The organism is Massilia solisilvae (assembly GCF_024753215.1).
GTDB lineage: Bacteria > Pseudomonadota > Gammaproteobacteria > Burkholderiales > Burkholderiaceae_D > Telluria > Telluria solisilvae.
Window position 1 is genome coordinate 33,435 of sequence record NZ_JANUGV010000011.1, and the last position, 16,194, is coordinate 49,628.

Consider the following 16,194-nt stretch of genomic DNA (forward strand, 5'->3'; position numbering starts at 1 on the left):
TAAAGGTCCGGTTCGTTGCGGGTCGTGTGGCAGAATCAATTGAAAAGAATTGCGAGGAGAGACTTGGTTCAGGTCATCGAGATTGACATCGGTCAGCTCGGCGTGCGATTGCCGCGTGGAGAAGTCGGAATGGTCATCGCGCAGCCCTATGTGGATTTCATTCATTTGGAACCGTTCCCCCTTGTACCCGAAGTGCGGGCTACCGCACTGGCGGGGATCGACGCCACGCTCGCTGTGGCCCGTCAGTGCGTGCATGGCGCCGAGAAGACGCACTTCACCATTTTTCCAGAATGCACGCTGCCTGGGCTTGCCGGCTTCGACCACATCATGGCCGAGATGACTAATAACAGCTGGCCGACTGGCACGGTCGTCATTGGAGGGTTCGAGGGCCTGACGCGGGAGCAGTTCGGTGAACTAGTTCAGCGGCCGGGCACAAGCTATGACGATGTTGGGAGTTCGTTGGACCGCATCCGCGCAGACCAGTGGGTGAACTGCTGTGCGACATGGGTCAAGCTCGGGTCTGGCGAAGTTCGGTGCTGGATTCAGACCAAGATTGAGCCTGCGGGCGTCGAACTTCAAGTGGATCATCAGTCCATGTTCAAGGGGAAATCCATCTTCTTGTTTAAGGGCACGTATGCTGACACTCACGCGCCATATCGGTTTGCGACCCTCATTTGCTACGATTGGATTGGAGTCCGGGATCAACGCCGCGTCTGGGAGTGGCTTCTGCACGCCATCGAGCAGACCGCGGCCGCAGTGGAAGCACAGTTGCCGCTCACATGGCTGTTCGTAGCGCAATGCAACCCGGGACCTTCGCATGCGTCGTTCATGAGTCAGGTTCAGCCGTTCTTCAATCCGGTGCACTTCCCCAGTGTCCTTCGTGAGGGCACCTGCTTAGTCATGGCGAACGTAGCGGGGAATGCGGTTCCTGGAATGGCAAATCAGTATGGTCAGTCAGCGGTTATCTTTGCAACCGACAAGTTCATGAAGCCAGAGAGTATGCCGACGTACTGCGCCGGCGGCGAATTCCAGCGACCAGGCAATCCTCTGGAGAACTTCAAGGATGCGGTATTCCGAGAACGCGGTGCATGTATCCATTCGTTCCGGCAACTGAACCCTTCGGCCCTGCCACCAGGCGCGGCAGGCAAGCGATATGCACTCGCCGATGCGACCGTGCATCCATATCCTGGAACAGTGGACCCTCGGACGCCCTCAGGCCTTGTTCCTGCAGTCGTAAAGTGGGTCAACGACGAACTCGACGACTCCAAGAAATCCTTGCAGGTGAAATATCCGGATTTGCCGCTGGCCGATGCTGCTGGAGTTGCACATCAAAGGGCGGTGAGCGCGCTTCGCTGGCTACCGCCGGATGCGCTGAGCAAGACGGTATTGATTGCAACCCCTGGGACAGGTAGTGCTCCAGACAAATGGAGGAGCGGGCAGTCTCAGGCGGTCAAGCATGTCCTGCACAGCTTCTCAATCCTCGAAGTGGCACAGTATTCGGCGACATTCCATGGTAACGGCGCGCAGGCGACCATCATGAAAGGGGAGGCGAGCGTCGAAGTAGTCGCCGTAATTGGCCGAAGCCACGAGGAGTGCGATAAGCACGCTCTAGGCTTACTGCCAGACCATCGAGGTCAACTTCTTGTGGTTAGTCGCGACGAAGACAATACGTCATGGAATCCGCGGATGCGAACTCTGTTTGACCAGGCCGCTGAGCCGACCAAGGAACTCAACTTCACCGACCCTACAAGCGCGGTTATTCGGGTGGGCTACCACGACGTTCTTAAAGCATACCAAGACTCCGCCAACGAAGCGGAACTAAGAGAGGCACTTGATGCTGCAATCTCCTGAAGTCCTGAGCCTACCTTCAGAGCTACGCGGTGCACTAACGCCGCTTATGGCCGGAGCATCCTTCACAGAGGAGGCCCTTCGCGAGGATTGCCTGCCGTTGCTACTGATGCAACGCGCCCATGCGGTAACGGCATTTGCGGTGGGTGATGAGGCTGACTACGAACCGCTGTATGAGGCGTTCAAAAAGCACTACCTCAAGCGAACCGCGGAATGGTCGGCGAAGGATGTGTCATTTGTGTTCTGTCTTCCGGCGAAAACTACCGTTCACGAGTCTTTCCGTTCTCGCGTCGAAGTCGACGTGTACTTCTGCAGAAAATATGTCATTCAGCTGGACCATGACCTGGCAGGCAGCCTCGCTAGGTTGCCCTTCCTGCCGCTGTCGCCAGTTTCGCCAGGGGTGCAGACACGCCCTCCATCCGCCCAGACGTTACTTCGGCAGCGCAACTTGAAGGCTGAGCTGGCAAAGGCCCTCGTCGTACCCTCGCAAAGTAGCGCGAGCTCGATTTTTAGTGCATGTCTTGAAGGAATCTACGGCGCGCCTGACAAAGTCGCGGGGGCGTCCACAGAGACATACTCGGAGCCCACCGCTGAAGAGCGAGTGCAGGCCACACTGAAGTCGATTTCTATCCAGAACTTCCGAGCCTATCGCACAAAGAAGGAGTTCGCGCTTGGCTCAGCTGTCACGATCCTTTATGGTCCCAACGGATTTGGCAAGACGTCATTCTTCGATGCCATCGACTTTGCCGTCACTGGCGGGGTTGGTCGGCTTGCCAAGTCTAGCGGAGGCTTGGCAAAAGCCGCGAAGCACCTAGACAGTGGTGAAGAGCCGACCGTGGTTACTCTTACGCTTGAGCGTGAAGGTAAGCAGCACGTCATCAGCCGCGATTTGGCGGAGCATAACAACGCTCAGGTAAATGGAAAGGCCACCTCGAGAAAGGACGTACTGAGTCTGTTGACTGGCGGAGCCCCTGCCGCGGCTGATCGCGTGGAAAACATGGTTGCTCTGTTTCGAGCTACCCACTTGTTCAGCCAGGACAGCCAGGAGCTAACCTGTGACGTTGCTGAAAAGTCCGAATTGCCTGCGGATATAGTGTCTCGCATGCTCGCATTCGACGACTATGTGAGCGGCTTGAAAAAGGCCGAGGATGTGCTGAAGCTCGCGCGTCAAGCGCTCGTCGAGGCACGGAAGCAAGCTCAGAGCACTCGCGGCTCCATGGAGGCCGAGCGGAGGGAATTAAATCGCCTCGAGGGCATTGCCTCCGCAGACACGTCGCCGGATGCGCTCAATGCTCGGTTCAGCGAATTGGAGCAGGCGATTTTGACCTCAGGGTTCCAAATGTCCGGCATCAGCATGCGCGACACGAGAGCTCTCCGTGCGATGCTGGAGTCTTCGGCGACTGAAGCTGTCAACGTGCGCGCGGGGGTGGCCAAAGCCCTCGAGCACGTTGCGGCCTTGAAAACGCTGCATGAGCAACTCGAGCCGATGCGCACGCAGCTCGAGGAACGTAAGGCGTTGGTCGAAAGAACTGAGGCGAGCGTCAATGAAGCGTCGGAGCGCCTCAACTCGCTTACAAGCGAGCTTGCTCAGTTCAAGAGCCAGGAACAGGGCGTGCAGAACCAGCGGGAATGGTCCGCATGGGCTACCTCTGTTCAGCCGGAATTTGCGCAGCTGACTGCACAGAGTCAGGCGCTCGCTGAAAATCTATCCAGGCTCAACCAGCTTCTCAACCAGCAAAGGGAGAAACAGTCCAAGGCGCTAAGTGCTCGGCAGGATGCCGCAGCAACGCTTCAGAGGCTTGATGCCGCCCTAAAGTCCGCTAGAGATGCGGTGGCTCGCGTGCAACAGGTCAAAGAACAGTCAGGTCTTTGGGCGCAGGCAGAGCCAAGATTGGTAGTCGCACAAACCGTCGAGGCAGAGCTGCAGGGCTTGCCCGAGGCAAAGCGCGCGCGGCTGGGCGAAGCGCAGCAAGCAGTCCTGGCACAGGAACATGTTGTCGCTCGCGTAGAGCGAGAACTCGGTTCAGCCAGGATAAACGATACCAGTCTACAGAAGCTGATTGCCGAGCTCCGCACGCATATAGATGGCACGACGTGCTTGCTCTGCGGTCACGATCATGGGAGCCGAGACGCGCTGTTGGCTGCCATCGACCGACGGATGGCTCAAAGTGAGGTCGTCGTTCGATTGAGTGAGGCGCTGGCTATCGAGCGGACAAAGCTTCAGGCACAGGCGGCTGCGCGACAAGCCCTGTCCGACGAGCTGAGCCAAGAAGAACAGCGGTTAAGGCAAGCCAAGACTGAGCGCGAAGAACTCGAGCGACAGCGGACGACCTATACGGCGGCACTGAGTTCGATTGGACTATCTCTAACAAACGATATAGCTCAACAGCTTGCAAAGACGAGCACTCAGGTGCATGAGGCTGAGATTCTGGCCGCGAGCGCCGTCAACAACGCCAGGCAACTGCTGGAGGCCGCAGACGCTACGCTTACCACCGCTCAGGATGGCTACCAAGCATTGGAGCGCGAACGCCAGGCGTCTACGACCTCGCTAGAGGGGGCGAAGGGCCGGCTGAACGAACTTCTTGCCGAGGCGAATCGTGGTGCTGTCGATCTTACGGCGAGCCTGCCTGCTTTGGCCGAGCAACTGGGAGACATAGAGGCGCGGCTCATCCAAGCAAGTTTGTCCGTTAGAAATGCAAGCACCTCACTGGATGCTCAGAAGACCCTTCACGCAGCTGCGAAGGCAACCCTCGCAGTTGCGCGTACGAGCCACCAGGAGGCAGCTCAGATATGGAACACCTACAATACAAATGTGCAGTCTCTGGTCGCAGCGCTGGCCGCTGCAGGACTTGACGGCGAAGTTTCTGATGAGCAGTTGCATCAACAAATTCAGGAGGCGACCGCACGCGAAACGATAGCGCTCCGCTTACGTGACCGCGTCGCCGACATTGAAGTGGCCGTGGATACGGCAGCGACCTCCGCCGCGTTCCAAAATATGCGCGACCGAATTCTGGCCAGCGAAAAGCTGGTAGAGCAGGCTGACGAGCGTGCTCAAAAGATTGCGCCTTGGGTAACGTACTTCGAGAATGTCACGAAGCTGTTGGGCGGCCAGCAGGCGGTCGCGACCGAGCACTTTATTAAACAGTACGGGCCTAGGACTGCGGTGATTCAGCAGCGACTGCGACCAGTCTACAGCTTCGGCGAAATTGAAGTGTCTAGCAAGGACTCAGCCATTGGCATCCGAGTGCACCGAAAGGGCCAGGAGTTGCGGCCAGCCGACTATTTCAGTCAATCGCAGGTGCAAACGCTTGTCTTGGGACTGTTTTTGACCGCCTGCAGTTCTCAAACCTGGTCTGGATTCTCGTCGATAATGATGGACGATCCTGTAACGCACTTCGATGACCTCAATACGTACGCGCTATTGGACCTGATTTTGGGTCTGCAAGGCTCGCCGGAAGGTGAGAGGCAGTTCGTCATTTCCACGTGCGACGAGAAATTACTGCAGTTAGCGCGCCAGAAGTTCAGGCACATGGGAACTGCGGCGAAGTTCTATAGGTTCTCGGCCATTGGAGCTGAAGGGCCGATGGTGAGCGAGATTCCTGCCTGACGGAGCGTTCCCAAATAAATTATTCCTCAAGTCGTTGCCGCGGTGCTACTGCCTACCACTCAAAATTACAATGCCGAGCCGAGCCGAACTGTGTTGGCCAACGCGAGTGCAAGTGTCCAATCCGGGGGGCAAGTATGTCAGCGCGATCCGTTGTCAAACTTTTTTATTGCAAGTTTCGCAGTGGTTTCATGTTGACCGCGTTTGTTGTCAAACTTTATCATTAACAACGCAGTCGGTCGCATTGGCTAAGTTCTTGAATTGCATAGCGGTGCGTTGTCAGACTTTTTTATTGCTCTACAGCGGCTTTAAATTACAAAAATTATGGAGAATTTCCCCAGCGCCGACGACTCGATAGACAATTTTCCCTACAATAAGGGAAATTCTGCCAATCGAATACTCGTTGCTCTGGGGATTCCTCAATGCCATCTTCGTTTCAGCTGAACTGCACCCTCCCCTTATCACCCAAGCAACACCAAGCCGCCGCCTTCGGCTCGAAAAGAAACCTTGCCCTTATCTGCGGAAGTGAACTCCAGTGAACGCTTGTTAGTTTTTCAGGCACCCGGCGTAGACGAGTGGGATTAGGGCAGACCGCTTTGTAGTAAGAACCCTAGGTCGGCTGCGGCCCGGGTACATACCGCTCTGGGCCGACTAGGAAAGGCACGCGACCATGTCAGCATCACAAACGCGACGCAGTGTTATCCAGGCAGGGGTGCAGCTGGACGGGACAAAGCACCTAGCGACGCGGCTCGCAGACAGTGCCTGCATTGGCTCGACCAGGATATAAAAGCGCATCCAAACGCCCAGGAAGAAATGCCCTGATCGCGGGTCGAATCGTCCAAGGGCTCGCCAAGAGCCTTCACCTCTACAATTAGCAAATTTTGCTGGTCGCTATTGCGGACCAGGATGTCTGCACGCGAAATACATGTTGAGCCAGAGGGCCGCGGCGTGGTGTGGTTAAGATCTCGAGAAGTAGTGCCGTTCGCGACCTTGAGCACGGCCCTTCCGACCTTGATCTTGAATGTGAATTCCAGCGAGAGTTCGTCAGGTGCAAAACCGTTTTCGCAGAGCCACGGAACGACAATCTTTGTCCGTACATCCTCTTCTGATCCAAGTAGTGTTGTCATTGTCAACGCCAGCACCTTTTAGGTCTGGTCTTGCAACAGCCGCGAGATCATCGCGAACGAAGCCTATTGCGCATCAGAATGGTAAGAAGAAAAGCAACAATAATCGCAACAGTCAAAATTACGCCCGTTGAAAGGTATTGTCCAACAGCCGAATCTAATTGGTACTCCCTTTGCGTGAGGCAAAGAGCTTGCTCTTTAGTTCCCGGGACGTAATTGGCAAGGCATCCTGTCTTATGCCTTTCCGCGTTTTCAAACTTTTCTTTGCCGAACATTTGCGATAGGGGGAAAATGGTACTGGCGATTAATCCACCAATCAAACCAGCAGCAAGTCCTAATTCTGCACTTATCATAGTCTGCTTGTGCTCGAGGGTGGATGAATATAGGCTTGAGTAGCGGCTGTCTTTATCCTCAAGCAGTCTCAGTAACTTTTCTCCTCTGCGCGTTGGCGGACGAATGGCAACAGAGGCAGCGGCTACTTTTATGAAGAGTTCCAGGTGTTTTTGGAGCTCAGAATTCCCCGCAATACCGGAGAGCTCGTTTGCTGACCGGTATGCTGCGATAGTATAGCTCTTCTCACGGCCCATCTTTGACCATCCCGATTTATGCGGGTATATAGAGACGATAACTGAGCCGTTTAGGTGCATTGAATAAACAAGGGAAGCGGGTTCTTCATAGCTCACTGAACCGTTGGCACCTCCTCCTGGGGCTGGGGGATACACGCGGTTATTGTATGCGGAAAGCTGAAAGTGAGGCAGCGGGCTTTTATCGCCTTCAATGATTCTGAAGTATTGTTCCTGGTTCGAACAATTCAGCAAAAGATCCACGCCTTCCCGAAGCCGCGGCTCTAAATCATATTTCCAGTTTAGAATCGAGTAGTGGGCCTTTTCCCTAGAATTTCTAATTTCACTATTTTCCTTCAGGAGAGTACGCAGCATTTGACTTTTTTTGTAATAAGTTGTGGTAACAGCTTCTTCGGAATGGATGGTAGCACAGGCGCCGGGTTACCACGAAGAGCTAAACGATTTAACTCTCTACATAACTAGTGCGTCTGTGCGTTCACTGGGACCTTTGGAATAGCCGTCCTGCTTGACCACCGCCCGGGGGGGGCAGAAAAAAGCCGCCTTTGAAGGCGGCCTAAGGAGCTGAACTGGCGAAACGAAAGCTCATGGTTATCCGCGCTTAACGGGTGAGTAAATGGGGCAGCAACGTCGAGTTCAGATCCGCAACTTCTTCGGCTGTGAGGACGCGGGTATCGGGCAACTGGTGCGTCATAAAGCATGCGATGGTCGCGGCAATGTTTGCCTTGACTGCATCGCCGACTTGTTGCTCGATTTCGGATGGGCTCTGACCAGCGCTGTAATCGAAGATGCTGGCGCGCCAGGCGTTGTCGATCAACCGGAAACTCAGGACGTTGCGCCTGACCTTGCTGCTAGTTACCTCCCTATCGTTTTGGGCCACGCGCTGATGATGCGCCGAATCGATGCGGAACGGCTCGTGCCCGTCTTCGCGGATGAATTCGGGGGCGACAAATACCAAGCGGTGCAGGTCCTCCATTGTCAATCCAGTCGGTGGGGTTACCTTGACGACTACGCTCCCGAGCAACTCGGGGAACTGGTCGACAGCTGCCGGCTTGGGCGTAAAGTTCCACGCGACGCGGAAACCATCCACCTCAAGGGTGCGATAAGTCCTCAATGTGGCCAGCACTGACGCCCGCAGGGCCGCTGTGACGTTCAGGCCGGCCGCAGCTACGTACTCCTCGTATGCAGCCATGGGTTCCGGGTCAAGCCTGATGCTAACTCCCCGTTTCAATTTTGAGTCGGGCGACTCATTCGATTGGTTCTTCATTTGACATTCCCTGTAATAGTGCGGCTTGTGCGCCAAGCAAATCCAAAAATGCAAGCGTTTTTAGATTGTAGGTCGGAAGGCGTTCGTCGCGCAAGATTGTGGTTCGACGTTGTGTCCGGCTGTCACCGATCAGCAAACGCAGGGAGGTGCCTCGACTAGGAAGATAACTTGAACAGGTGTGGTCCTGAGGTCGTCTCGATCAGTTAAGATTCGCGATATTGCGCCGACGCCGGTGCGTCGGGCGCGTCGCTACCTCGCTGTCGTCTGTCCGCTCAGCTACTCGAAGCCCTGAGAGCAATACCTGCCGAGCTGACAATTGCGCCTAGAGAGTGGCGAAAGCAACACGCGATTGGGTTTACCCCTTTCGCCTGGCGGGCAAGTAGCTAGGGGCGTCAACTGTCGGGATTCGCGACATAGCAGACTCTGAACCCGACTTTTAGATGGTTATTGTTCCCAACGTACCATGCCTCGAAGAGCTCCCTTTCCAAGGGGCCGCGCCCGAGGGCTCTGCCTGATGCGGTACAGGCGACCGGGGCAAAAACGTGATCCGGCGCCGATCCACGATAATCGCCTAGCCATTCGCCAAAGGTGAGTGGGGTTCGTATCCAGCCCATCTGCGAACTGCGCAAGCCTTGGCATATTCCCTGTGTGGCCACAGAGGAAGAACGAATGTTCCGTCATCTGCCGCCGCCATGGCCCAGCCGTCGTCGTACAGCCCCCACGCTTTCTGACGGTCTGCGACAACCTTCACGAAATGCTCGCAGCGTTCACTACTCGGCAGGGCAAACACGGTCTCAAGTTGTTTCGGATGCATCATTGTCCCCAGCGTCAAAAATAATTCAACCAATCGGTTGATCTTTCGAGTTCGAGAGCTCATAATCAACCATATGGTTAAATATGATTCTACCCCTCTAGATCAGGTCTTTCACGCTCTTGGCGATGCGACCCGCCGCGAGATGCTTCGCGAACTCGCCAGCGGGGACAGGACAGTGAGCCAGCTGGCCGAGCCCTTCGCCATGTCGCTCGCAGCTGCCTCCAAGCACGTCAAGGTGCTGGAGAATGCCGGCCTGATCCAGCGCGAAATACGGGGCCGTACCCATCTGTGTCGCCTCGATCCCGGCCCCCTCGCGCGCGCCAAGGAATGGCTGGGCTTCTACGAACGCTTCTGGACCAGCCGACTGGATGTGCTCGACCAACTTCTGCGCGACGATGCGCGCCACACCACAGCACCCTCGCCCACCTCAAAAAAAGGGAAATCGCATGAATGATCTCGCCAATCTCAACGCGTACGGCGTGTTGACGGAACCAGCCACGTTGGAAATCCAGCGCCTCTTGCCCGGCCCGATCGAACGCGTGTGGGCCTACCTCACGGACAGCGAGTTGCGACGCCAGTGGTTGGCTGCGGGACACATGCAGATGCAAGCCGGAACGCCGGTAGAGCTTGTTTGGCGAAACGACGAGTTGACATCGATGTCCGGGCGGCGCCCCGACGGCTTCCCGGAAGAACATCGCATGCAAAGCCAGATTACGGAGCTCGATCCGCCACGCAAGCTCGGGATCACGTGGGAAGGCGGCGGCGAGGTCTTGTTTGAACTGAAGCCCGCGGGCGACAAGGTGCTGCTCAAGGTGATCCACCGTCGCCTGCCCAATCGTGACGTCACCGTCATGGTGGGCGCCGGCTGGCATATGCATCTGGACATCCTTGTGGCTCGCGTCTCGGGCGAGGAGCCCGAGCCGTTCTGGGACGGCTGGAGCCGCCTGCGCAAAGAATACGACCGCCGCCTGGCGGCCTGATGGCTCTGCGATACACGGAGGAGCACAAATGCTGAACCGTACTTCAATCGATCGGCGCCGCAGCCGCTCGCCAGCGCTGCTGGCCTTGACGTTCGCCGTTGTTGCACTCGTGGGGGCGCAAGGGGAACTGGCCCGTGCGGCCGAGACGAGCATCGACCGGATGCCACCCCAGCTTGAAACCCGGTTTGCGCTGAGCGCATTGCCGCCGGCATTGCGGGACCGTGCGACCGTGTATTTGCTGGAACCCGGAAAAGGGTATCGACTGTCTCGCCAAGGAACCAGTGGCGTTGCCTGCCTCGTCGAGCGCACCGCGTGGGAGCTGGCCGACTTCCGGAACGACATCTACATCCCCTTGTGCTACGACGCCGCCGGGACCAGGACCTATTTGCAGGTGATCATGGATACGGCCGTGCTGCGCGCCCAGGGCATGAGCCCGGCGCAGGCGCATGAAGAAATCGCAGGCCGCTACCGGGACAAGACGTACAAGGCGCCGGAGAAGACAGGCGTATCGTACATGCTTGCCCCGGTCATGCGCACGGTCGGCCCACCCGACATGAAGGTGCACACCATGGCGATGCCGCACTTGATGTATTACGCGCCTGGCGTCACGAATAACGATCTCGGTGCGGTTCCCGACCTCGGCCAGCCCGACAGCCTGAGGTATCCGTTCATCGATACACAAGGCATTCCCGAGCAGAACTACATCATCCAGCTGGTCGGGGATGCGGAAAAGGCCAAGATCCTGGCCAGCGAAAAGGTACTCCTTGAGGACCTGTGTTCATACCGAAAGCTGCTTTGCCTTGAACACAGGCAGCACTGAGTCAGCAAAGCGAATTATCCGCCCAAGACATGGTGACGGCTGCATAATGAACAGCAGCTGGACCGGCCAGCTGGAAGTCAAGCGACTAACTGGAGGCAAACGATGACACGAGTTCGCGTTGAGGGCTTTACCGTCTCGCTCGACGGCTATGGGGCAGGACCCGATCAGGACATCAACAACCCGCTCGGCGTTGGCGGCAGAAATTTGCACCAGTGGCTGGTCACCACACGCACGTTCCAACGGACCTTGTTCGGCAAGGACGGCGGTACGACCGGAGTGGACGATGATTTCGCCGCCCGCGGATTCAAGGATATGGGGGCCTGGATCCTTGGCAGGAACATGTTCGACCCCAATCGTGGCGACTGGCCGGACAAGAACTGGAAAGGCTGGTGGGGGGACAATCCGCCGTATCACGTTCCCACCTTTGTGCTGACCCACTATGCTCGTGCCCCGATCGAGATGGAAGGCGGCACGACCTTCCACTTCGTCACAGGCGGTATTCGCGAGGCGCTCGACCGTGCGCGCGAAGCCGCCGCCGGCAAGGACGTACGGATCGGCGGCGGTGCGAACACAATCCGGCAGTATCTGCGTGAGGGCCTGATCGATGAACTGCACATTGCCATCGCGCCGATCCTGCTTGGCCGGGGCGAACCGCTGTTCGAAGGGATCGACTTGCCGGCCCTGGGATACCAGTGCGTGGAATGCGTAGGGTCGGAGAAGGCGACGCACGTCGTCCTGCGGCGACAAGCTCACGGTGGCTGATTCGACATTCCCGCTGGTTTTGCTCCCGGGTTTCATGCTGGATCAGTCCTTGTGGGACGATGTCCTCAGCCGGCTCCGGCACGACGCCCCCATTTGTTGCCTTCCGCTTGCGCCCGGCGCCACCACCGAGGAGATCGCGGCCGGGGTGGCGAAGGCGGCGCCCCGAGCGCTTCATCCTCATCGGCTTTTCCCTTGGCGGCTACATTGCCCGGAAAGTGGCGGAATTGTTCCCGGAGCGCGTGGTCGCGCTGGTCTTGATTGCCACCTCCTTGCGGGTGGACAGCGAGGAGCGCGCCAAGGCCAGGCAGGACGTCATCGCCGCCCTCAACCCGACCACTTTCCGCGGGTTGAGCAGGCAGTCGATTGCCCATTCGCTTCACCCGGACCGCCGGGGCGACAAGGAACTGGTTGGCCGGATCAGGGAAATGGGCAATCGCCTTGGTTACCAGGCGATGGTCGTGCAGTCGAATCTTGACCGAGGCGGGATTGCGGCAGCCACATTGACCTGCCCTACCCTGGTCATTGCCGCTGCCAACGACCCGCTGCGAAGCGCCGACGAAGCGCAAGAGCTTGCCGCAGCGATCCCCCATTCGACCCTGAAAACGATTGCGCATTCCGGCCACATGCTCCCGCTCGAGCAGCCGGAAATGCTGGCCGAGACCATCAGCCAGTGGCTGGACGCCGTCGGACTGGGGCGCTGACGCTTGAGCGTCGCAGGGCGGCCTCGAAAGTTCACCCCACTCTTCGATGTATTGACATAAATCAAACACCGGAGAGTCCCCGCGCTTATCGTGAGCAATGGAGCGAGCACAACTGCTCGCCATTGTCGGAGGCGCCATGCCGGGACCCTACATACACCTGAACGCCATGCGCGCCACCGCGCTGGCCCTTAGCCGTGGCAAGTTCACGCCGGTGCGCAGCGAGCGCATCGACCCGCAGTGGGTCGGCGCCAACACGGCCGAACTGGCGCAACTGATGCTGCGCCACCCCAATTTCGCCAGCCTTGGCGCCATCGGGCCGGACCTGTTCTTTTTCCTGCCCGACTTTCGTGACCAGGGGCCGCTGCCGCTGTCCAGCGTGCTGGTCAACGTGTCGCACTACCTGCAGAAGATCTACGACGCGATCGACCCCTACATCAGCAAATACGAGCGCTACCTGGGGCCGATCTCGGAGGACACCGCCGAGGAGATGAGCCGCCTGACGGGGGGCCTGTCGGAGATCGTGGGCGACATCGCGGGCGAGCTGTCCGGCATCCTGATCACGGCGCTGGAAGACTTTGTGACCCAGCAGGGCGACATCTTCGAGTACTTTTCGCTGGGCCTGAACAAGGGCTTCGACGAACAGGCCTTCCTATGGTCGGACATGCTGCATTACCGCCAGACCGGCCAGTTTGGCCGCGAGCTGTGGAACCAGGCCGGCACCTTCGAAGACGCCGACCAGCGCGACCGTGCGCGCGCGTATGCGCTGGGCTACATGACCCACGTGGCCACCGACGTCACCGGCCACGCGCTGGTGAACGCGATCTCGGGCGGTCCCTTCCGGCTGCACTGGCAGCGCCACCACCTGGTGGAGAACCACATGGACGCGTTCCGCTACCTGCGCGACCAGACCGGCCCGCGCCACGGCGACCAGTACCCGCAACTGACCGAATCGGCGCTTTATTACGACATTGCCTTCAACGAGGACGACCAGTCCGCCGTGCCGCGCCCGGCCTACCCCATTGGCGGCACGCTGCGCGAGAACTGGACCCGGCGCCGCCTGCTCGACCTCGATTCCGAGCTGGCCGACCCGATCGGCGACTTGCTGTACAACACCATCACGGCGGTGTACTACAAGGAAGGCAAGCACCCGCGCATCCTGCGCGACGACGACGGCAAGCCCAACGCGCAGCTGATCGCCGAAACCTACCGGTTGCTGTATCAGTTCCTCAAGCTGACCACGGTGGACGGCTTTGCGCACGAGCCGCCCGAGCCGCCCGAGGTGTTCCCCAACCTGCAGTTCCCGACCATGAGCGACCCGCAGGAGGGTGCGCCAGGCAGCGGCAGCGACGACGGCAGCTGGTGGGACGACGTGCTGGACTTCATCCTGTCGGTCATCAAGGTGCTGGCCTACATTGTCGAGGTGGCGATCTATCTGGCCACGCTGCCGTGGGCGATCCTGGCCGACCTCGTCACCTACCCGCTGCGCCTGGGCCTGTATTACGCGCTGGAGCTGCCGCTGTTCCACCTGCTGAAGAACTTCCGCGCCGTGCTGGTCATGTCCGGCTACCTGGTGCCGATGAAGGATGAGATCGCGATCGGGCTGGTGACTGTCGGCATTCCCGACGCGCAGGCCTTCCGCAGCGCGCTCGACGACGTGGGCAACATCTTCCCGGGCTTCGAGCCGATTGCGCTCGACCAGCGGCCGTTTCGCGACCCCAGCTTCCCGCGCCTGCATCCGAAGGACGAATACAAGCATCCGTGGAAGTACCCGTTCGACCAGAAAGGCGAGCTGCCGGCCAGCTGGTCCGGCCCCTACCCGCGGCGCGCCAGCCCCGACGTGCTGTTCCAGAACACGCCGACCGATGCCGACATCCGCGACCGGCTCGAGACCGCGCCCGACCAGGACGCCGTCAACGCGGTCGGGCCGCTGCTGCGCGCCAACCGCCACCTCGGCGATGCGGTCGGCTTTTCCAGCTACCTGATCTGGCTGGAATCGCGCACCAACCCGCAGCCGCAGGGCACGCCGGTGCCGCTGGTGGACTGGAACCTGGACGCCGACCGTGGCTACGGATACCACTGCTGGGACTGGAACCGCAACGCGAACGCGGAAGGGGTGGAAGACCCCGAAGGCTACAAGTTCCAGCCGCCGTGCACCTGGCCGTCGCAGGCCGACCCGCCGTATGACGCGCTGTACAACCCGAACCTGCCCTTGCAGCTGCACTGGACCGGGCTGGGCCTGCCCGACCCCGGCTGCGGCGGTGTGATCGGACTGGCGGGGATCCAGGCGTCCCTTGCGCGCGCCAAACGCAAACCGGCGCAGCCTGTGGTTCAACCCGATACCGACAAGGGGGCAGCATGACAACGCCAGGCAAAGCCCACCCCTGCCGCTGCAGCTGCCACGACCAGGGCGGCCACGCGCACCAGCCATGCGACCGTTGCTGCGACGCCCATGGCTGCGGTCCATCGCGGCAGCCTACCTGCCCGCCGCCCGAGCACTGCCCGTTCCCGGGAACCGTGGAGTTGCCGCAACAGGACCCGCCGCCGAAGGTGAAGACGGCGCCCCAGCGGCCCGAAACGGTAGGCCGGCCGCCACTGGGCAGCGCCGGCGAGATACCGTGGTTCCGCGGCCAGCTGGGCGGCATCCTGCGCGACGGGCCGACCTTCGGGCCGCGCAAGGACGAGTTCCTGCCCTTCCTGTTCGTGCGCGCCAACGCCGGCGACAGCGGCGCCCGTCCGCTCAACGACGTGTTCTGGGAGTCGCCCGATATCTACGTGGTGCCCGGCCAGGAAGCCTCGACCGCGCCGCTGCAGCCAGCCAGCACCGGCGGCGTCGCGCGCGCCAACGGGCCCAACACCTTGTATGCGCACGTCTGGAACCTCGGCAAGGCGCCGGCCTACCGCGTGCGGGTCGAGTTCTACTGGTTCAATCCCTCGCTCGGGATCTCGCGCGCGGACGCCAACTTCATCGGCGCGACCTGGGTCGATCTGGGCAACCGCTTCAACAACGCCACCGAATGGCGCGAAGTGGATGGCCCGAGCGGCCGCTACCTGAGCCACGGCTGCCACGCCATCGTCAAGTGCCCGGAAACCTGGGTGCCAAGCGTCGTCAACGGCGGCCACGAGTGCCTGGTGGTGCGCGTGCACGAACCGATGCTCGACGCGGTTCCGCCGGACCAGTTTTCGGCCGCGGCCGACCGCCACGTGGCCCAGCGCAACATTGCGGTGGTGCCTTCGGCGTCCCCGGCGGCGATCGACCTGGCCCTGCTGCTGGGCTATGTTGGCCAGCCCGGCAATGCGGAGGTGGAGGCGGTGCTCGATGCGCCAGACGCGATGCAGTGGCTCAAGCTGTACACCGGCCGCACCGATCCCGGACTGCAACTGCCAGCCAATCCGGTCAGCTACGGACTGTCCCCGGCGGTGGTGGCGGAAAGCCGCCTGCAGCGGCTGGAGGTACTGCCGTTCGAGCTGCGCCAGGGCTTGCTGCAGCGGGTGGAAAAGGTGCGCCGTGGCTGCGATCCGCAAGCGATCCCGTTCCATGCCAGCATTGCCGACATCAAGCGTGGCGAGGCCGCCGTGCTGCGTGTGCGGCAGCGCATGAACGGCACGGTGATCGGCGGCTACACGGTGGTGCTGATTGGCAGCTGATCGCGGCTGCCTGCACCATGCGCTGTACTGCTGGCTCAGCATGGGTCC

At 59.7% G+C, this 16,194-nt stretch carries 12 protein-coding genes; 9 read left to right on the top strand and 3 right to left on the bottom strand.

Features of this window, described 5'->3' with window-relative positions:
• Positions 1-63 precede the first annotated feature (63 nt).
• Both NX773_RS22700 and NX773_RS22705 read left to right on the top strand, forming a co-directional pair.
• Positions 64-1,851, top strand: a complete 1,788-nt coding sequence (locus NX773_RS22700) for a hypothetical protein (RefSeq protein ID WP_258858507.1) — start codon at positions 64-66, stop codon at positions 1,849-1,851.
• Complete coding sequence (locus NX773_RS22705) at positions 1,835-5,455, top strand: AAA family ATPase (RefSeq protein ID WP_258858532.1); 3,621 nt, start codon at positions 1,835-1,837, stop codon at positions 5,453-5,455. The genes NX773_RS22700 and NX773_RS22705 overlap by 17 nt, the downstream gene beginning before the upstream one ends.
• A 1,171-nt stretch (positions 5,456-6,626) precedes the next feature.
• Here the strand turns inward: NX773_RS22705 and NX773_RS22710 are convergent.
• The 3 genes from NX773_RS22710 to NX773_RS23680 form a co-directional block, all read right to left on the bottom strand.
• A complete protein-coding gene (locus NX773_RS22710; RefSeq protein WP_258858508.1) occupies positions 6,627-7,514 on the bottom strand; it encodes a hypothetical protein in 888 nt (295 codons plus the stop codon).
• A gap of 244 nt (positions 7,515-7,758) precedes the next feature.
• Entirely contained in the window at positions 7,759-8,424 is a 666-nt protein-coding gene (locus tag NX773_RS22715) for a hypothetical protein (protein ID WP_258858509.1), read from the bottom strand.
• A gap of 571 nt (positions 8,425-8,995) precedes the next feature.
• Complete coding sequence (locus NX773_RS23680; RefSeq protein ID WP_370662281.1) at positions 8,996-9,301, bottom strand: DUF2750 domain-containing protein; 306 nt, start codon at positions 9,299-9,301, stop codon at positions 8,996-8,998.
• A 10-nt stretch (positions 9,302-9,311) separates the two neighbouring features.
• Here NX773_RS23680 and NX773_RS22720 point away from each other — a divergent pair, with 10 nt between their 5' ends.
• The 7 genes from NX773_RS22720 to NX773_RS22750 all read left to right on the top strand — a co-directional run bounded on the left by NX773_RS22720 (position 9,312) and on the right by NX773_RS22750 (position 16,146).
• Positions 9,312-9,692 carry an ArsR/SmtB family transcription factor gene (locus NX773_RS22720; protein WP_258858510.1) on the top strand — a complete coding sequence of 127 codons (381 nt, stop codon included), beginning with the start codon at positions 9,312-9,314 and terminating at the stop codon, positions 9,690-9,692.
• On the top strand, positions 9,685-10,218 hold the full coding sequence (locus NX773_RS22725; protein WP_258858511.1) for an SRPBCC family protein: 534 nt from the start codon (positions 9,685-9,687) through the stop codon (positions 10,216-10,218). Before NX773_RS22720 ends, NX773_RS22725 begins: the two co-directional genes overlap by 8 nt.
• Positions 10,219-10,246: 28 nt before the next feature.
• Positions 10,247-11,038 (top strand): hypothetical protein, encoded by a 792-nt coding sequence (locus NX773_RS22730; RefSeq protein ID WP_258858512.1) that lies wholly within the window; start codon positions 10,247-10,249, stop codon positions 11,036-11,038.
• A gap of 102 nt (positions 11,039-11,140) precedes the next feature.
• Positions 11,141-11,800 carry a dihydrofolate reductase family protein gene (locus NX773_RS22735; protein ID WP_258858513.1) on the top strand — a complete coding sequence of 220 codons (660 nt, stop codon included), beginning with the start codon at positions 11,141-11,143 and terminating at the stop codon, positions 11,798-11,800.
• 59 nt (positions 11,801-11,859) lie between these two features.
• Positions 11,860-12,501, top strand: a complete 642-nt coding sequence (locus NX773_RS22740) for an alpha/beta fold hydrolase (protein WP_258858514.1) — start codon at positions 11,860-11,862, stop codon at positions 12,499-12,501.
• A gap of 136 nt (positions 12,502-12,637) precedes the next feature.
• On the top strand, positions 12,638-14,860 hold the full coding sequence (locus NX773_RS22745) for a zinc dependent phospholipase C family protein (RefSeq protein ID WP_258858515.1): 2,223 nt from the start codon (positions 12,638-12,640) through the stop codon (positions 14,858-14,860).
• A gap of 155 nt (positions 14,861-15,015) precedes the next feature.
• On the top strand, positions 15,016-16,146 hold the full coding sequence (locus tag NX773_RS22750) for a hypothetical protein (RefSeq protein ID WP_258858516.1): 1,131 nt from the start codon (positions 15,016-15,018) through the stop codon (positions 16,144-16,146).
• Positions 16,147-16,194: the final 48 nt, after the last annotated feature.